Here is a 17,309-nt window from a genome sequence, read left to right on the forward strand (position 1 = left end):
GTTTTACACTGCCGGGCGGCTACCAGGTAATCAGGAGAACCCTGTGAAGACTTACTCTGGCAATGATGAATTGAATGAAAAATACCCGGCACATCCATTTGCGTTGCGCACACTCGATGGAAACACCACCCTGACCGGTCAGATCAACTATCCAGAGACGCCGACGGGCGCGTATCCGTTGGTGGTATTGGCACCTGGCAGCGGTATGCACGACCGTCACTATCTGATTGGTGATAGCGGCACTCAGGCGGACTTTGTCTTTAGCTGTCTGGCGCAGGATTTGTTGTCTGCCGGGTTGGCAGTGCTGAGGTTTGACTGCCGCGGCGTCAAAAGCCACCTGCGCGACAAAACGCTGGATAACCCGGAGTACTTATTCAACCGCGAACTGGCTTACCGGCAGATGTTTATCGATGCCGCCGTCCGCCAGACGGTGACCCCGCAAAGCCAGTATGAAGACCTGTATACGTTGTACCAGTATGCGATTGAACTGCCGCATATTGACCGCCACAATCTGATTCTGCTCGGTCACTCCGAAGGGGCGATCAACATCGGCCGTCTGGTGGCGCATTATCCGGTCGTCGCCAAAGCGCTAATGCTGGTGTCGCCGGTTTTTTCGTCCATGAAACACGTGCTGGAATGGCAGCTCATCCACCGCACTATCACCTGGCTTAAGGCGATCCCACATACCGGCGACCGGCTCACGCTGGCGGATCTGAAAAACGGATTCGGCCACAGCCCGCTGGCTTTTTTACAGCCGATCAGCAGCCTGTTGCCCTACAAGGGATACTGGGATGAAGCAGACTTCGACAGCATGACCGCCAGGCTGCAAGCCAGTTTCGATACGCAGCGCGACATGGTTTTAAGCCACGACGATCAGGAGTCCTGGCCTGCTGAGGCACCGTTCACCCAGTCATCCTACGCCTGGTGGAAACAGTGGTATCAGAATGTTCAACCGGAAATTGAACATCTGGCACAGTGTCAAAGCCGGGTAGTCTGCTATTTCGGCATGATGGATACCCAAGTCAACGCCGCCGCCGAAGCGGCGTGGTTTGAGGGTGTAAAACACCGCTTTGCGCATATCGATGTTACCCTGCTGCCGGATGTCGGGCATACCCTCGGCCTGCATGGCCTACTGGGGCCGATGACGGAATCATGCGCCGACCTGCTGGTACGGACGGCGAACGATATCGTGACGGGGCGTTCAGTTTAGCGACAGCACTTCCGCCTTCGGCAACAACTGCTCGACAGCCTGTTGCCAGCTCAAGGTCATGACACCCTGCGCGGTGATCAGTTTTAACTTATCCTGTGCCAATGCATCGTCATGACACAGTTTCCAGCCCAGATGGCTGTGTTGGTTCAGCCAGTCGGCAACATCGTCCCGACAGTCGGGATGGCAATACAAGGTGCCGCGCCCTTCTCCGCCCTGTGTACGTAACAATTGACGCAACAGTGCCGGGTAACGGTCGGCGTCGGGTACAGCTTTGAGAATGTGGGTCATCGCATCACTCAGCAACTGGCCGCATCGCGACACCAGCCAGTTTTCCATCTGTTCGCGCTCCTGCTGCCAGCCGCGCAGTATCTCATCCGCCTGCTGCCAAAATTGCTGTTCCGCCCGACCGGTAGCAATAGCGATTTCCTCGTGCGCCTGCTGGCGTGCCTCATCCAGCAGTGCATCCGCTTGTTGCCGGGCTTCTGCCATCACGGCCAACCCGCGCTGATGCTGCTGCAATTGTTCAACACGAATGAGTTCCGCTTCCTGCACATCCGTGCCCGCCACCAGTTTTAAACACCGTCTGGTCAACATATTCTCCCTCCCTGATACCGATGATACCAACAAGTAATAATCTACTTTAAATATAGTTTACAGAGTAAATCATTTTACAATAAGACAACTTCCTGCGCCGCCGAGCGGGTATCCGCCGCTTTCCAGATAATGGCGTCACACAGACTGGCGATACGGCTGGCGGGTAGCGCTTCACTCAGCGGCTGACCGGCACTATCACGCCAGTCGCGTGGGTACAGTAATTGCAAGCGTGACCAACAGGCAGGTGGGAAACGACAACGCAGCACAACCAGTGCATCACGCTCCCGCTGCCGGTCAAACGCCAGCGAGGGCGGCAGCCACAAGCCAGGGCGCAGCGCTTTTGCCAGTCGCCGACACCAGACGGCGAGCGCTTCCGGCTGCTCGCCCGCGGTTTCACGGCATACCGCCGCCATCAGCAGCAGCACCTGACGCCGTTGCGCCACATCCAGTTGCCCGAGTTGCAGCAATGTCACCTCGGGCGCGGGGGGGAATGCCTCGCCCACCCCGAGATAACGTCGCATCGCGGTATGGTGTACCGGTGCCAGCGCCATTTGCTCTTCGCTGAAAACCGACTCGTCCCACCAACTGGGGTCCGCCTGCCGCAGGCAGTCATAGCACCACCATCGGCTCCAGCGCAGGGCGTCGTTGTCATCGGCCACGCTTATCATGCTCAAGCCCCTGCGCCCGGTTGCGTCTGTTTCCGGCGCGCCTGCTGTTGATCCCACCAGGGCTTACCAAAACGCCACCCCAGCACACCAGCCAGCGCCAACGCCAGCAACCCGGCCAACCACTGCAACTGTGTCATGGCTTGCGGTGTCAACTGGAACGGCCCCAGCGATACGGTTGGAATATGATCTTTGTACGGTTCTGCCGGTACAAACACGATAGCCAGATCTTTCTCGCTCTTGCCAGCCAGCCCCGGAATGCTGCTGGCGACCATACGACGGATACGTGGCTCGATGCTGTCCGGCTCCAGCTCCGGCCGGTATTTGATGAATACCGCAGCAGACGCTGGCTGAATGGGTTCCCCCGGTGCAATACGCTCAGGCAACACAACATGAACCCGTGCCACCAGCACACCATCAATTTGTGTGAGTGTGGATTCCACTTCCTGAGACAAGGCATAAATATAACGAGCGCGCTCTTCCAACGGCGTTGAGATCACACCGGTTTTCTGAAACACCTGACCCAGATTGGTACGGGCCTGACGGGGCAATCCCGCGGCGTTGAGAATATTGACCGCTCGTTCCATATCTTTGACATCAATCAGAATACTGACGCCGGCTTTCTCCGTGCGCTTTTCCGCCCCGATGTGATATCCCCCCAGTGCGGCGATCACTTCGTTGGCATCGTTTTCGGAAAGACCGCGATGGAGTTCCACGCGATCACCACAGCCAGCGATCAGCAACACCAGCAGCAGGGTCAGGAATCGGTGCAGGACGGATTTACTCATCATGGTGCCATTATTGTGAGTTGTTCATGATTTAACCGGTCATGATGTGAGCCATCACGATGGCGTTAACTCATCACGATCGTGTTGATGACAGGTTTGATCCTGACTATTGCAGGTTGGTCAGTTTCTCCAGGCTCTGGACACTCTTCGCCACCACTTTGGCATTGAGCAAACTTTCCAGATAAAACGAGGACAACGTTCGGGTGGCATCCATCACATCCTTCGGGTTATTGCTGTTGATGCTTTTGCCTACCTGACGTTCTGCCTTCTGCAACAGGTTTTCCAGGTTATCGGATTTCTCCGCCAGTGCGCCCAACCAGGCTTTGTTGTCGGCGGTCGGCGTTGCCGGTGCAACAGGCTCCATAGCCGCACTAAACCAGGCCACATCCGATTGCGCAGGGATATCAACACTACGCGGTTCACCGTCGCTGATCAGTCCCTGAAGCTCATTGACGCGGGTGACTTTCATCATGAATCCGTTCCTCTTTGATGGATGTTAATGTGACAAAAAACCGGGGGAACTTCCCCCCGGTAGTCGACTACCTACACAACATCAGAACTGGATGGCTTTTGCCGCTTTCTGCCCGGAGTTCATGGCTTTGGTGGCGGAGTCCATCTGCATGTCAGTGATGGATGACATGGCGTTGGTTTTCATGGTCTGCGCCTGAGCAGCAGAGGTCATGGCAGTGGTTTCAGCAGCTGTTTTGTCCAGCATTTGCATACTACTTAAAGCGGCAGCGTTAGACAGTCCCATCATGATAGATATCTCCAGTTAACAGTTGATTGATAAAGTGATTTCGCTAATGAACTTTGCGACTTACACAGTCATCGTGTTCATGAATTAAGTAGGAGATAGCAAGAGGTGGTTCCGAGAGATATTCACTTTTTTTCCCCTGGTGGTGATAACAGGATACAACTCAATAAATTACAGTCCGCGCGCCGCCACATTCAGCAGCTTGATGCGGTGATAAAGCGTGCGTTTGGGAATGCCTAATTCATTCACCACCGTATCGATACAGTGGTCGTTGCGCTGCAACGCCTCCTGAATCAGGAACCGTTCAATACGGCGCAGGCGCACTTTTAGCGACGTCAACGGCGCGGCATCATCAGCAGGGTCATCTGCGCTGGCCATCGGCACAGGCGACAGCCCCAAAACCCAGCGCTCGGCGGCCGCCTTTAACTCACGAATATTTCCGGGCCAGCCATGCATCAGCAATTGTTCCTGCATGACTGCCGATACCCCAGGCACGGGCAGTTTCAGGCGAACAGACGCTTCGTGTAAAAAACGCTGAAACAACGGCAGGATAATTTCCGTGCGCGACCGCAGCGTCGGCAGCTGAATTTTTACCGTATCCAACCGGAAGTAGAGGTCGCGCCGAAAACGCCCTTCGTCCACCAGCTTCTGTAACGGCGTCTGTGTGGCGACAATCACCCGCATATCCACCGGCTTGAACTGCGTACTCCCCAACCGTTCGATGCCGCGACTTTCCAGCACCCGTAACATTTTGGCCTGCAACGTCAGCGGCATACTGTCGATTTCATCCAGAAACAGAATGCCTTTGTCCGCGGTTTCAAGGTATCCAGCGCGGGACCGGCTGGCCCCGGTGTACGCCCCGGATACCACGCCAAACAACTCGCTTTCCGCCAGCGTTTCCGGTACGGCGGCGCAATTCACCGCCACCAGTGGACCGGCACAACCAGAAAGCTGATGAATACGGCGCGCCAGCGTGTCTTTACCCGTGCCGGTTTCCCCCTCCAGTACGATATCAACGTTAAGGGGGGCTATCGTGTGGATGAGAGAAGACAGCGTTCCATGTATATCTTCCGACGAATGCGTTAACGAGGACTCATGAGAGACACAATGAAGTGACTGCACGGATTCATTGCTATTCCTTATCGTCATGACAACTCCTGTACCTTTTTCTGTATTCCATTATCAAACTGCTAAATCTATCCCGTCCCAGACTGTTTCCCGCAGCGACTGTAGTGATCAACTCATACTGATCATCACGGGCTGTCGTTGCATCATGACGAGATACAACCTAATCCTGAATGACACGCTAATCCTGAACGGCAACCTACTCCTGAACGCTGGCACGGCGTGAAATGCCAATAACCATCCTCGCCTTCCTGACAAATTCTTAACACTTAACCGTCGATAACCTGCAAGTATTTACGAATTATTCATAGTGTGTGTAAGCATTACCGCCAATGACAAAACAAACCATCAGCCAACCGCTGAAGTTAGGGTAGGAATTACAGAGCGAAAAGTAGGAATAATCTTACCCCGATAGCCGTCGTGTGGGTGGCGTATCGGGCAACGAATGTCAGATAACGATGACAACGAAGAGGCCCCTTCGTCATGGCCTGGCAGCACAACCATGAGCGAAGGGAGTCAAACAAACTAGCATCAGGCGATTAAACGCTGACTCAATGCATATTTCACAATGTCTGCATTGGTGGTGAACTGCATTTTTTCCATTAACCGCGATTTATGGGTACTCACGGTTTTGTTGCTGATAGCCAGCGTTTCGGCAATAGCGTTAACCCCCAGTCCCTGAGCCAGCATCACCATGATTTGATGCTCCCGCGAGGTCAGCAGTTCATGGCGACCGTCGCCGTGAATCTGACAATCTGCAAATACAATCTGCTCGGCAATACTGTGATCGATGTAACGCGCGCCCTGTGCCACCCGGCGAATCGCCGATAGCAGCGCCTCCGGGTCTTTGTCTTTGGTGATATAGCCAAGTGCCCCGCTTTTCAGCACTCGCCGGGCTATCTGCGGTTCGCTGTACATGCTTAACACCAGAATCGGCAAACGCGGATATTGCGCCACAATTCGGATGATCAGCTCTTCGCCGCAAATGCCCGGCATACTCATGTCCAGCAGCAGTAAGTCTATCTGGCGTTCCCGCAGCTGGGCCAGCACCTGCGACCCGGTTCCCGCTTCCGCCACCACTTCCAGATTCTCGTCTAATGCAAAGATCTGCTTTAGTCCTTCACGCATGATGACGTGATCGTCCGCGATCATCAGCTTTATGAGTCTATCCATTCGCGTTTTGTCCTCTCCAGAGAAAATCTATTTTACGCGGTATCCTGTGGAAACGTCAGCCGAACCAGCGTACCGGTGCCAGGCTGACTTTCTATCACCACTTCGCCCCCCAACATTCGGCCACGCTCTTTCATACTCATCAGGCCAAAGGCATGGGGTTTACGGGTCTGGGCGTCAAACCCTTTACCGTTATCGCGCACACTCAGCACAATCAGCCCTTCGCGATTTTCCAGCGAAATCACCACCTGCGTCGCCTCGGCGTAACGGGCGATGTTGGTCAGCGACTCTTGCACCACCCGGAACGCCGCGGTGGCGCATTCGTCATTGAGCACCACTTCCGGCTCCGGTGCCCGCAACAGACAAGGGCAGCGATACTGGCGGATAAAATCGTCACGCAGCCACTCCAGCGCAGGGGTCAGCCCCATATCCAGCACGTTGGGGCGCAGACGGGTCGCAACATGTCGCACCACCTGAATGGTTTTATCGGACAGCGCCATCAAATTCTGTAGCTGCGTCAGCATATGTGGGTTATCGCGGGCGAACTGCATACGCATCAGTGACAGGCTCATACGCATTGATGTCAGGTGCTGACCCAGCTCGTCGTGGATCTCCCTGGCGATGTGCTTGCGTTCTTCTTCGCGGGAGATTTCCCGCTGGCGCGCCAGCAGCCGCAGCTGCATGTGGGAGTCTTCCAGCTTTTTTTCCGCGTAGCGGATAGCCGTGATATCACGCCCCACGGTCAGGATCGACGTTAACTTGCCGCTTTGATCGAACTCCGGCACACAGCGAATGTGGTGAATCACCCGGTGGCGCGTTTCCGTCGCACCGATATCCTCCTCCAGCTCACCTTCCACACTGCTTTCCGTCTCTACCACCATCTGTACCAGTTGCAGAATACGCTGGGCGCAGCGCGCGTTCGGCAACAGATCGGTCAGCCGCCGCCCGCGCAGCTGTTCAGCGGTAAAACGCAGGTGGGCCAGCGTGGCAGGGTTGGCGTACTGGCAGTTGAGCTGTGGATCAAAGCGCGTGATCAAGTCCGGTGTATTTTCCACCAGCGCCCGGAACTCCTGCTCGCGGGCGTAGGCCAGTTGTTCGATATGTTTGCGTTCACGAATATCCCTTACTACGCACATACTGTACTTTCGTCCTTTGTGTAGAAAATGATTCACGCTGACTTCGACCGGCATCACCATGCCAAAGCGGGTTTTATGCCGGGTTTCAAACGTCAGCCCGCGCTTCCAACAGCGAGGATCGTTCCAGTGGAGGTTTGTCTCTTCTTTCGCCCAGCCGAGGTCGATGTCCTGTATCCGCATACGACGAAACTCACGGCGACTGTAGCCCAGCATTCGATAGGCTTCATCATTGGCGTAACAAAATTGCTCCATATCGTTGACAATATAAATAGCATCTTTGATACGACTAAAGGCGAAGTCCACCAGTTCAAGCGGTGGGACATCATCTGGATGGTGGGGCTGTGGGGAAGTCGGGGTATATAACATTGCCATCTCCTTGCTATCACTACGCCTGTCGGCCCCCACAAAGCGGGCACCGACAGCAGAAAGGAAAGCCGCAGAAATCGCCTCCGGGAAAGGTGGCCTGCGACCCTGTTAGGCTGCTCACCGCTCGACGTGCGGGTACACAGCCTGATATTGACAGGTTCCTTCACCTCCCCTGATTCAGGGAAGATGCCCTCCCGGGGCATGGCAATATAAGCGAGCCCCCGTGTCAGACGGCCACACGGGGGATTCAACTTATGCATCAACGGCCTGGCGGAGATATCCCCTGGCGCGGGAAAGACGCGAACGTACAGTGCCAATAGGAATGTTGAGCTGTTCGGCGATATCCTGATAACTGACATCAGCATCCAGCAGCATCATCAACATCTTACGCGTTTCCTCCGGCAGGTGCGCACTGGCCGTCAGCGCACGGTTCAGCGAGTGATCGCACTCCGTAATACGGCTGGGGTCGATATCCGTCGACAGAATTTCCACCACTTCCAGCGCATCGTCGCTAATCTCGACGGTACGATAACGCGCCTGTTTGAAGTGGTTTCGTACCAGATTCAGGGCAATGCCGAATACCCAGGTTTCCGGGCGCGAGGCACCGGCAAACTTTTCGCGGTTTTTCAGCACTTCCAGATAGGTCATCTGCTGTAAATCTTCCACATCCTCACGGTTCGAGACACGCTTGCGAATAAAGTTTTGCAGTCGCTTGCCATGCAGGCGAAAAACCTGCTCCCAGTCCACGGTATTGACAGGGGTATGAATCTGACACGCATCCATTTGTTTCAGTGTAATCGTTTCCATTTCATTAACTCTCCATCGTTATGCCCCAATTGGCGCATCGAAGAGAGCAAGGCGCGTGCCAGCCAATAAAAACGATTTAATTCATTGTTATTTAATGTTTTATCTTTTACACCCTCGGCTTTTTATGCCATTTTTTGCCAGTAAAATCCGGCCTGAATTGCAAGCTTTTGCAGAACAAACCAAGCAAATAGTAATCAAGATTATAATAACATATAGTTACTTATTTTCGTTGACTTATATCATCCAATGGGAACCCACCACCCGGTCCGGCCACATAACAGCACACCGTTAAAGCAGAGGCTGCTTCAGGCAGGACAGGGCCATGATTTCACTCAACAACGTTTCTCCCGTGCTCAATACCAGCAGCACAGCTATCACCAATGATATTGACGACCAGGAGCCGGTCAGCACCCCGGCCAAAACCAGCGAGGCCCGGCCGTCGCATGACAAATCGCTTCATGATGCGATGGAGGAAATCGCAGCCAGCTTCGGTGAACAAGTCGAGCGCAAAAGCAAGGCGCTGAACCGGCGGCAAATCAGCCAGCCGCAAAGCCGCATGTTGGCCAATATCGAGCGCATCGAAAAACTGACCGAGCTGTTCCATCTGCTGGAAAACCCGAAACACCCGACGCTGGACCAGCAAATCCGGCAGATGCAGGCGTTGCTGCGCCAGTCATCACCGCCGTCGGTCGAGGCCATCATGCAGACGGCCGGTGGCGATGCCGCACGCAGCGACATCGTACTGCGCCATGTGTTGAGCCAGGCGCAGCAACAGCAGGACGCCACACTCACACAGTCAACCAGTCAGAGCCTGGCCTTACTGCATCAGGAAAAAGGGCCGGAAGTTCGGGCTGGGTTGAACACCGCTGCCGATATTTCCCTGTTCAGTACCGATCCAAACCAGAAACAGGCGCTGCGCGACCTCTACTACCAGCGCATCGTCCATCAACAGTCACCCAGTGCCCTGCTCGACGCACTGCTGGAGCGTTTTGACCCCCAGTACTTCGCGGCCGGGTTGCGGACGCTGCAACGGGCACTGGCGGCGGATATCGCCTCGCTGTCACCGTCCATCTCGAAGGGTGCGCTCAGCAAAATGCTCAGCAGCCTGAATGACTCGACGCAGCTGAGTCATACGCTGTCGGCCAGCCAGTCGTTGCTCGCCCGACTGGCGTCGCGGATGCCGGAATGCACACTGGGTGCGGTGGAATTGACCCGACGATTGATAGGCCTGAGCGCCAACGGTGCTTACGCCCGCGACCTGCACAATCTGGGTCGTGAGGTCGCCGGGCAGGACACCCAACGCCAACTGCTGTTTTTCAACGGCCTGCTGCCGCTGGTTAACGACCTGCCGCATCCGCTGTGGCGTGACGCCAAAAACCGGCTCACCGCCCTGCAACTGATTCGTAGCCTGATCGGCGATTTCGCCCAGTACGAAAAGCAGCAGCAGGATGACACCAAACCGATGAACGACCGATCTCGGAACAAGGGGTAACCGATGGCTGTGCTGATCGCCTGGCTTAACCGTTTTGCCATGAGCGCCATGCAGCGCTCCGAAGTGGTGGGTGCCGTCATCGTCATGGCGATTGTGTTCATGATGATCATCCCGCTGCCAACCGGCCTGATCGACGTGCTGATTGCGCTCAACATTTGTATTTCATCACTGCTGATTGTGTTGGCGATGTACCTGCCCAAACCGCTGGCGTTCTCTACCTTCCCGGCGGTACTGCTGTTGACCACCATGTTCCGGCTGGCGCTGTCTATCTCCACCACCCGACAGATTCTGCTGCAACAGGATGCGGGTCACGTGGTGGAGGCGTTCGGTAACTTCGTGGTAGGCGGTAATCTGGCGGTTGGCCTGGTGATCTTCATGATTCTGACGGTGGTGAACTTTCTGGTGATCACCAAAGGGTCGGAGCGTGTGGCGGAAGTGGCGGCGCGTTTCACCCTCGACGCCATGCCCGGCAAACAGATGTCCATCGACAGCGACCTGCGCGCCGGGTTGATTGATTCCCAGCAGGCTCGCCAGCGACGGGAAAACCTGGCCAAAGAGAGTCAGTTGTTCGGTGCCATGGACGGGGCGATGAAGTTTGTCAAAGGGGACGCCATCGCCAGCCTGGTGATCGTGTTCATCAACATGATTGGCGGTTTCGCCATCGGTGTGCTGCAAAACGGCATGGCTGCGGGTGACGCCATGCACATTTACTCGGTGTTGACCATCGGCGACGGCTTGATCGCCCAGATTCCGGCGCTGCTGATTTCGTTGACCGCCGGGATGATCATCACCCGCGTCTCCGCCGACGGCCAGAAAATGGACAACAACATTGGCCGCGAAATCGCCGAACAGCTGACCAGCCAGCCCAAGGCGTGGATCATCTCGTCAGTGGGTATGCTGGGGTTTGCCCTGCTGCCCGGTATGCCGACGCTGGTGTTTCTGATCATCAGTCTGGTGTCGCTCGGCAGCGGGTTATTTCAACTGTGGCGCGTCAAGCAAAACGGCTTGCAGGAATCGTTGCTGGCGGACGACGGGATGCCCGCCGAGCAAAATGGCTACCAGGATCTGCGGCGTTTCAACCCCACCCGCGCCTACCTGTTGCAGTTCCATACCGTGTGGCAAGGTGCCGCCGCCGCTGCGGTGCTGGTACAGGATATCCGCCGCCTGCGTAACCGGCTGGTGTACCACTTCGGGTTTACGCTGCCGTCGTTTGATATCGAGTTTAACCCCAACGTACCGGAAGATGAGTTCCGCTTCTGTGTGTATGAAATCCCGCAGTTGCGGGCCAGCTTCGGCATACCGTTACTGGCGGTGCCGCGAGGGCAACTGCCGGAGGACGCGCTGGACGACGGCGTGATGCTCGGCCTGTCCGCCCGCGACGAGCACCACCTGCTGTGGCTGACGCCGGAACATCCGTTATTACAGCAGCCGGAACTGAGCCCCTGGAGCCCGGACGCGCTGATCCTCAGCCGCATGGAAAATGCGATTCACCGCAGCGGTGCGCAGTTTATCGGCCTGCAGGAAACCAAATCGATCCTCGCCTGGCTGGAAGCCGAACAGCCGGAGCTGGCGCAGGAACTGCAACGCATCATGCCGTTATCCCGCTTCGCCAGCGTGCTGCAACGACTGGCGTCGGAACGGGTGCCGCTGCGCTCGGTACGGCCGATTGCCGAAGCGCTGATCGAAATCGGTCAGCACGAGCGTGACATCAACGCCCTCACCGACTATGTGCGGCTGGAGCTGAAAGCCCAGATTTGTCACCAGTACAGTCAGGACGACAGCCTCACCGTCTGGCTGCTGACGCCGGAAACTGAAGAGCTGCTGCGCGACGCCTTGCGCCAGACACAAAACGAAACCTTCTTCGCACTGACCCAGGAATACGCCGCCACCCTGCTCGGTCAGTTGCGGCAGGCGTTCCCGCCGATGACACCGCCGTCGGCGCTGATTCTGGTGGCGCAAGACCTGCGCAGTCCACTGCGCATTTTGTTGCAGGATGAATTCCATCACATCCCGGTGCTGTCGTTCACCGAGCTGGAATCCCACCTGTCGATCAACGTGGCGGGCCGTATCGACCTGCAGGACAGGGTTGACCCCTTTAACGCATAGGATAACGCAAAATGTTTGAACTCCGTGTTCTGACCGGATTGCACCGTGGGGCCGCGCTGCCGCTGAGCGGAACCTCATGGCGTATCGGTTCCGCCGATGAGGCGGATATGGTGCTCTACGATCCCGGCATCCGCGAGCAGCACTGCCTGCTGGAAAAGCAACCCGACGGCTGGCTGGTATCCGTACTGGATGGCCCAGTCAGCGACAGCGAAGGCCACGCGACGGCGCAATCGCTCTGGCTCCCCCCCGGTACGCCGTTTGCCGCTGGCGGGATCTGGCTGTGTGTGGTCAGTGCTGACACCCCCTGGCAGGACGAGGCACAAGACACACCACCCGACGACGACCAGGCCAGCGATGACGCCGTGACTGACGTGCAAGACGCCCCGCCGGACGTCACCGCCTCGGACATACCTCCGGCACCGATACCCGAACCGATGGTGATACGCCGGGAAAAACCGCGCCTGCCGCTGTGGGCCAAATTCAGCTACCTGCTGCTGGCGGTGTTGCTGTTCATGATTGTCGGTAGTTGGATGTTGCAGGAAACGGCGGCGATGCCCTCCGCGCCACCACCGCAGGATAACCGGTTACCGATCGGCACCTTGCCGCAATTGAGCAGCACCTTGCAAACCATGCTGACCGACCGCGAACTGGAGCGGCTGGTGTCGACCAGTCAGGATAACAACCGCATCGTGCTGAGCGGTGCGTTGCCCCCCGCGCAGCACACTCGGTTGGCGCGCATGTTGGCACAGTTCCACCAGCGTTACGTCACCGCATTGCAGATTGAAAACCACACCACCGTGAAGAACGACCAGTTGCCGTTCCAGATCGTGCAGGTCACCAGCGGCCCGAAAGCCAACGTGGTGACCTCAGACGGGCGACGCATCTTCGTCGGTGACGAGGTGGACAACCTGCGGCTGGTCAGCATCAACGACAGCCAGATTGAATTTCGCGGCAAGCAACAGATCAAGGTGAACTGGTAATGAGCGCGCAGGACGTAATCGACAGCCGCTATCCGCAACTGAGCCGGTGGTTGCAACAGCAACACCGTCAGTTGGCGGCGTATTCGCCGGTGACCCGGCAGGGGCAGATCATCGGTATCAGCGGCATTCTGCTGGAGTCCAGCCTGCCGAACGCCCGCATCGGCGATCTGTGTCTGGTGGCCCGTGACGACAACTCGCAGGTGCTGGCGGAAATTGTCGGCTTCAGCCCGGAAAACACCTTTTTGTCGGCGCTGGGCGCGCTGGACGGCATCGCGCAGGGCGCGGTGGTCACGCCGTTGTACCAGCCGCATTGCGTGCAGGTGTCCGACGCGTTGTTTGGCAGTGTGCTGGATGGCTTCGGCCGCCCGCTGGAAGACGGCGGCCACAGCGCGTTTGTCGAACCGGGTTCACTCAACGCCAACCCCATCCCGGTGATTGGCGACGCGCCGCCCCCCACCGAGCGCCCCCGTATTGCCGACCCGCTGCCCACCGGGATGCGTGCCATCGACGGCCTGCTGACTATCGGCTGTGGTCAGCGTGTCGGGGTCTTCGCCGGTGCCGGGTGCGGCAAAACCACCCTGCTGGCGGAGCTGGCGCGTAATACGCCGTGCGACGCCATCGTGTTTGGGTTAATTGGCGAGCGTGGCCGCGAACTGCGCGAATTTCTTGATCACGAGCTGGACGAACAATTGCGCAGCCGCACGGTGCTGGTCTGCTCGACCTCTGATCGCAGCAGTATGGAACGAGCCCGCGCCGCGTTCACCGCCACCGCCATCGCCGAAGCCTTTCGCGCAGAGGGCAAACAAGTGCTGTTAATTATCGACTCGCTGACCCGCTTTGCCCGCGCCCAGCGTGAAATCGGCCTGGCGCTGGGCGAGCCGCAAGGGCGCGGCGGGTTGCCGCCGTCGGTCTATACCCTGTTGCCCCGGCTGGTAGAGCGCGCCGGACAAACCCGTCAGGGGGCCATTACCGCGCTCTATTCGGTGCTGATCGAGCAGGACTCGATGAACGACCCGGTGGCCGATGAAGTCCGGTCGCTGATCGACGGCCACATTGTGCTGTCGCGTCGGCTCGCCGAACGCAACCACTACCCGGCGATCGACATATTGATGAGCTTGAGCCGCACCATGAGCAACGTGGTGGAACGGGAACACACCCGCCACGCCAACGCCGTGCGGCGGTTGATGGCCGCCTACAAGCAAGTGGAAATGCTGATCCGTCTTGGTGAATACCAACCGGGACACGACGCCTTTACCGATGCTGCCGTCAGCGCCAACGACGACATCAACCGTTTTCTGCAACAGGCGATGCGCGAGCCGCAAGGCTTCGAGCACATTCAGTCGCAACTCGAAGAGGTGAGCCAGTATGCCAATCTCTAACGCCATGAAATCCGTTAGTGCGATGGAAGAAGAGCAGCCAGACAGCAGCGCACAGGAGCTGGGTGCCGTACTTAATCAGCTGCTGCCGATCCATCGGCAGCGCCTCAGCCGCGCCGAGCGCCAGTTACGCCAAACCGAACAGGTGCTCAGGCAAACCGAAGCGGCGCTACGCACGCAACAGGCACAACTGGAACAGCTACAGGCCGACTGGCAACAACAGCGCGATAGTTTCCTGCGTGAGGCGCTGGGTAAAACCCAGACACTGGAGTCGCTGAAAAACCAACTGGAGCAGGAACAAAAGCATATTCGTCAGATTCAGGCGCAGGTGCTGCTGTGTACCGACTGGCAGCAACAGTATCTGAACCGGCAGCAGCAGGTCAGCCAGGCGCGGGAAGCCGCCCGGCTCTGCCAGAAAGCCGTTGAAAAACTGGAGTTTCTGTTAACCACCTATCAGGAGGCGATATGACCCCTCATCTGCCCACAACACCAGATGTTTCTCTGCCTGCCCGGCACGCGTTGCCGCACGGCCAGGAACAGGATTTCCCCAGCTACGGTTATGACGACGACGGCCTATGGGAACCGTTCGGCGATTTGTCCGAGCCGGAAATGCGTTTTCCCGACGCCAGTTGGCTCACGTTTGGCCCGCCACTGGCGCTAAATCTGTCGTTGGGTCTGGATGGCTTCACCGAAGCATCCTCGCAAGCGGAACCGGTCACACCGGCCTATTGGCCCACGCTGGAGTCATCGCTGACCGACATGCCGCTATTGCGCCGGGGAGAACCGCTGTCGTTCAGCCTGCAACTGCCGCAGTTAGGCAGTGTCGATGTGCGAATGGTGACGCTGCCCGCCAGCGGCTGGGACGTTTCACTGCGCTTCGGCAAATCCGCCTACGAGCAGTTGAAAGGCCAGCGCGACGCCTGCCGTCGTTCGCTGTCGGACACGCTACGCGCACCGGTGCGGCTGCAATTTGAAAGCCGGGAGGACGAGGAATGACCCCGTTTGCCAGAACGCTGCGCCCGGTCAGCCGGGCGCGAGCCGCGCTCTCTCGCCAGTTGGCGTCGGCGCACCGTTTTGCCTTCATGCTGGACGGGCAGCCCGGTGAATTGCGCCTGCAACTGGCGGACGACGCGCCACCCGGTGAGCAGGAAAGCCGCTGGCGCTGCCATGCCGGTACGCTGTGGCTGGATGGTAACGCCGCCCCCTTGCTGTCGTTGCTTTCCACCTGCCCGGCGCTTACCCCCGGCCCTGACGACACCGCAGATACCGCCGACTGGTACTGGACGCAGTATAACCATCACCTCAGCCCGGCATTGCGTGAGCTATTCGGTGAGATTCAGCCGGTGTTATCCGCACAGCCAGAGCACGCTGCGCAGAATAACCTGACACTGTGGCTGGAGGTGATCCGTGGGGATTTCCGGGTTCGCAGCCGGTTGCGCACATCACTCCAAACCTTGCAGCAGTGGCAAAGCCAGCCGGGATGGTACGCGCCCCGCTACCCGCTGCCCGGTCATCTGGCGATGCGCGTGCCGCTGACGCTGGCAGAAGTGACGTTGTCACACGAACAACTGGCGACGCTGGAACCAGGCGACCTGATCTGTCCACTCAAACAGTACTTTTCACCGCAGGGTAACGGCTGCATCACGCTGGCCAACCGGCGGCTGACCGGGCAGCTCAGGATGGATGCGCTCGCCCCTTACTGGTTTACCGTGACAGAACAGGAGGAATGTCCCGTGACAACACCCTTTGACGACACCATGCCTTTTGAAACCTACGCCGCCCCCGAGACGTCACCGCACACAGAGCACGACAGTCACGCCGAGGTGCCGCCGGGCTATATGCTGCCGCCGCTGACGCTGGCGCTGACCGTGCGTTGTGGCTACCTGACGCTGACGTTGCAGGATTTGCAGCAGCTCGCACCCGGCACGGTGTTGACCTTACAACAGGCGACACCCGGTGAAGCAACCTTGTACCACGGCGAGCAACCGCTGGCATTGGGTGAACTGGTAGACGTAGAAGGCCGACTGGGGCTACAAATCACCCGCCGCCTTGGCACAGAGGGAGAGATCGCCCCGGAGCCATCGTTATGACCTCGGGCAGCTTTGACCCGGTAATGTTTGCCCTGTTTCTGGGCACATTGTCGCTGATTCCACTGATGATGATCGTCTGCACCTGCTTTCTGAAAATTTCCATGGTGCTGGTGATTACCCGCAACGCCATCGGGGTACAGCAGGTGCCGCCCAACATGGCGTTGTACGGCATCGCGCTGGCCGCCACGCTGTTCGTGATGGCCCCCGTATTCAGCGATATCAAGCAACGATTTCAGGACACACCGGTAGATTTCAGCAGCCTTGATGCGCTGGAAAGCAGTGTGACCCGTGGTATCGAACCGTTGCAAAAATTCATGTCGCGCAACACCGACCCGGATATTCTGACCCATCTGCATGAAAACAGCCTGCGCATGTGGCCAGCCGCGATGTCCGAAAAAATCACCACCCAAAGCATTCTGCTGGTGCTGCCAGCCTACGTGCTGTCGGAGCTACAGGCCGGGTTCAAGATAGGCTTCCTGATTTATATCCCGTTTATCGTCATCGACCTGATTGTCTCCAACGTGTTGCTGGCGCTGGGGATGCAAATGGTGGCACCCACCACCCTTTCGCTGCCGCTCAAGCTGCTGTTGTTCGTGCTGGTCAACGGCTGGACGCGCCTGCTCGATGGCCTGTTCTACAGTTACATGTGA

At 57.7% G+C, this 17,309-nt stretch carries 18 protein-coding genes; 9 read left to right on the forward strand and 9 right to left on the reverse strand.

The annotated features are described in order from the left end of the window. The first annotated feature begins 43 nt into the window (after positions 1-43). Positions 44-1,210, forward strand: a complete 1,167-nt coding sequence (locus OB87_RS06255) for an alpha/beta hydrolase family protein (protein ID WP_033568585.1) — start codon at positions 44-46, stop codon at positions 1,208-1,210. Here OB87_RS06255 and sctL read toward each other — a convergent pair. From sctL to OB87_RS06300, 9 genes are all read right to left on the reverse strand, one after another. After that, on the reverse strand, positions 1,202-1,804 hold the full coding sequence (gene sctL, locus OB87_RS06260) for a type III secretion system stator protein SctL (RefSeq protein ID WP_033568586.1): 603 nt from the start codon (positions 1,802-1,804) through the stop codon (positions 1,202-1,204). The genes OB87_RS06255 and sctL overlap by 9 nt on opposite strands. A gap of 74 nt (positions 1,805-1,878) precedes the next feature. Next, positions 1,879-2,472, reverse strand: coding sequence for a hypothetical protein (locus tag OB87_RS06265; protein ID WP_033568587.1), 594 nt, complete (start codon positions 2,470-2,472; stop codon positions 1,879-1,881). A gap of 2 nt (positions 2,473-2,474) precedes the next feature. Beyond that, positions 2,475-3,260, reverse strand: coding sequence for a type III secretion system inner membrane ring lipoprotein SctJ (gene sctJ / locus OB87_RS06270; RefSeq protein WP_395856550.1), 786 nt, complete (start codon positions 3,258-3,260; stop codon positions 2,475-2,477). Between the two features lie 103 nt (positions 3,261-3,363). Further along, a complete protein-coding gene (locus tag OB87_RS06275) occupies positions 3,364-3,729 on the reverse strand; it encodes an EscI/YscI/HrpB family type III secretion system inner rod protein (protein ID WP_050515649.1) in 366 nt (121 codons plus the stop codon). Between the two features lie 81 nt (positions 3,730-3,810). Next, the gene (locus tag OB87_RS06280) at positions 3,811-4,017 is read right to left on the reverse strand and encodes a hypothetical protein (protein WP_033568589.1); all 207 of its coding nucleotides are present in this window, start codon (positions 4,015-4,017) and stop codon (positions 3,811-3,813) included. A 165-nt stretch (positions 4,018-4,182) separates the two neighbouring features. Continuing rightward, positions 4,183-5,160 (reverse strand): sigma 54-interacting transcriptional regulator, encoded by a 978-nt coding sequence (locus OB87_RS06285; protein ID WP_033568590.1) that lies wholly within the window; start codon positions 5,158-5,160, stop codon positions 4,183-4,185. Positions 5,161-5,667: 507 nt separating this feature from the next. After that, on the reverse strand, positions 5,668-6,309 hold the full coding sequence (locus OB87_RS06290; RefSeq protein ID WP_033568591.1) for a response regulator transcription factor: 642 nt from the start codon (positions 6,307-6,309) through the stop codon (positions 5,668-5,670). Between the two features lie 32 nt (positions 6,310-6,341). Then, on the reverse strand, positions 6,342-7,808 hold the full coding sequence (locus tag OB87_RS06295) for a PAS domain-containing sensor histidine kinase (RefSeq protein WP_033568592.1): 1,467 nt from the start codon (positions 7,806-7,808) through the stop codon (positions 6,342-6,344). Between the two features lie 252 nt (positions 7,809-8,060). Then, positions 8,061-8,615 (reverse strand): RNA polymerase sigma factor, encoded by a 555-nt coding sequence (locus tag OB87_RS06300; RefSeq protein ID WP_033568593.1) that lies wholly within the window; start codon positions 8,613-8,615, stop codon positions 8,061-8,063. A 322-nt stretch (positions 8,616-8,937) separates the two neighbouring features. On the opposite strand from OB87_RS06300, the gene sctW reads away from it, so the two are divergent. Genes sctW through sctR form a run of 8 tightly spaced genes read left to right on the forward strand, consistent with a single transcriptional unit; the run spans position 8,938 to position 17,309 of the window. Further along, positions 8,938-10,107 (forward strand): type III secretion system gatekeeper subunit SctW, encoded by a 1,170-nt coding sequence (gene sctW / locus OB87_RS06305; RefSeq protein ID WP_033568594.1) that lies wholly within the window; start codon positions 8,938-8,940, stop codon positions 10,105-10,107. A gap of 3 nt (positions 10,108-10,110) precedes the next feature. Further along, a complete protein-coding gene (sctV, locus tag OB87_RS06310; protein WP_033568595.1) occupies positions 10,111-12,213 on the forward strand; it encodes a type III secretion system export apparatus subunit SctV in 2,103 nt (700 codons plus the stop codon). A gap of 11 nt (positions 12,214-12,224) precedes the next feature. Further along, positions 12,225-13,193 (forward strand): type III secretion system inner membrane ring subunit SctD, encoded by a 969-nt coding sequence (gene sctD, locus OB87_RS06315; protein ID WP_033568596.1) that lies wholly within the window; start codon positions 12,225-12,227, stop codon positions 13,191-13,193. Further along, positions 13,193-14,572, forward strand: coding sequence for a type III secretion system ATPase SctN (gene sctN, locus OB87_RS06320; protein WP_033568597.1), 1,380 nt, complete (start codon positions 13,193-13,195; stop codon positions 14,570-14,572). Before sctD ends, sctN begins: the two co-directional genes overlap by 1 nt. Then, positions 14,559-15,038, forward strand: a complete 480-nt coding sequence (locus tag OB87_RS06325; protein ID WP_050515651.1) for a hypothetical protein — start codon at positions 14,559-14,561, stop codon at positions 15,036-15,038. Before sctN ends, OB87_RS06325 begins: the two co-directional genes overlap by 14 nt. Then, positions 15,035-15,565 (forward strand): type III secretion system HrpP C-terminal domain-containing protein, encoded by a 531-nt coding sequence (locus tag OB87_RS06330; protein WP_033568598.1) that lies wholly within the window; start codon positions 15,035-15,037, stop codon positions 15,563-15,565. Before OB87_RS06325 ends, OB87_RS06330 begins: the two co-directional genes overlap by 4 nt. Further along, a complete protein-coding gene (locus OB87_RS06335; RefSeq protein WP_033568599.1) occupies positions 15,562-16,659 on the forward strand; it encodes a FliM/FliN family flagellar motor switch protein in 1,098 nt (365 codons plus the stop codon). The genes OB87_RS06330 and OB87_RS06335 overlap by 4 nt, the downstream gene beginning before the upstream one ends. Further along, positions 16,656-17,309 (forward strand): type III secretion system export apparatus subunit SctR, encoded by a 654-nt coding sequence (sctR, locus tag OB87_RS06340; RefSeq protein WP_033568600.1) that lies wholly within the window; start codon positions 16,656-16,658, stop codon positions 17,307-17,309. Before OB87_RS06335 ends, sctR begins: the two co-directional genes overlap by 4 nt.

Origin of the sequence: Dickeya undicola, assembly GCF_000784735.1 — a bacterium.
Classification (GTDB): domain Bacteria; phylum Pseudomonadota; class Gammaproteobacteria; order Enterobacterales; family Enterobacteriaceae; genus Dickeya; species Dickeya undicola.

Coding starts and splice junctions, on each gene's coding strand:
- sctL (WP_033568586.1), bottom strand. CDS start 1,804: ATGTTGACCAGACGGTGTTTAAAACTGGTGGCGGGCACGGATGTGCAG.
- OB87_RS06265 (WP_033568587.1), bottom strand. CDS start 2,472: ATGATAAGCGTGGCCGATGACAACGACGCCCTGCGCTGGAGCCGATGG.
- sctJ (WP_395856550.1), bottom strand. CDS start 3,260: ATGATGAGTAAATCCGTCCTGCACCGATTCCTGACCCTGCTGCTGGTG.
- OB87_RS06275 (WP_050515649.1), bottom strand. CDS start 3,729: ATGATGAAAGTCACCCGCGTCAATGAGCTTCAGGGACTGATCAGCGAC.
- OB87_RS06285 (WP_033568590.1), bottom strand. CDS start 5,160: ATGACGATAAGGAATAGCAATGAATCCGTGCAGTCACTTCATTGTGTC.
- OB87_RS06290 (WP_033568591.1), bottom strand. CDS start 6,309: ATGGATAGACTCATAAAGCTGATGATCGCGGACGATCACGTCATCATG.
- OB87_RS06295 (WP_033568592.1), bottom strand. CDS start 7,808: ATGTTATATACCCCGACTTCCCCACAGCCCCACCATCCAGATGATGTC.
- OB87_RS06300 (WP_033568593.1), bottom strand. CDS start 8,615: ATGGAAACGATTACACTGAAACAAATGGATGCGTGTCAGATTCATACC.
- sctW (WP_033568594.1), top strand. CDS start 8,938: ATGATTTCACTCAACAACGTTTCTCCCGTGCTCAATACCAGCAGCACA.
- sctV (WP_033568595.1), top strand. CDS start 10,111: ATGGCTGTGCTGATCGCCTGGCTTAACCGTTTTGCCATGAGCGCCATG.
- sctD (WP_033568596.1), top strand. CDS start 12,225: ATGTTTGAACTCCGTGTTCTGACCGGATTGCACCGTGGGGCCGCGCTG.
- sctN (WP_033568597.1), top strand. CDS start 13,193: ATGAGCGCGCAGGACGTAATCGACAGCCGCTATCCGCAACTGAGCCGG.
- OB87_RS06325 (WP_050515651.1), top strand. CDS start 14,559: ATGCCAATCTCTAACGCCATGAAATCCGTTAGTGCGATGGAAGAAGAG.
- OB87_RS06330 (WP_033568598.1), top strand. CDS start 15,035: ATGACCCCTCATCTGCCCACAACACCAGATGTTTCTCTGCCTGCCCGG.
- OB87_RS06335 (WP_033568599.1), top strand. CDS start 15,562: ATGACCCCGTTTGCCAGAACGCTGCGCCCGGTCAGCCGGGCGCGAGCC.
- sctR (WP_033568600.1), top strand. CDS start 16,656: ATGACCTCGGGCAGCTTTGACCCGGTAATGTTTGCCCTGTTTCTGGGC.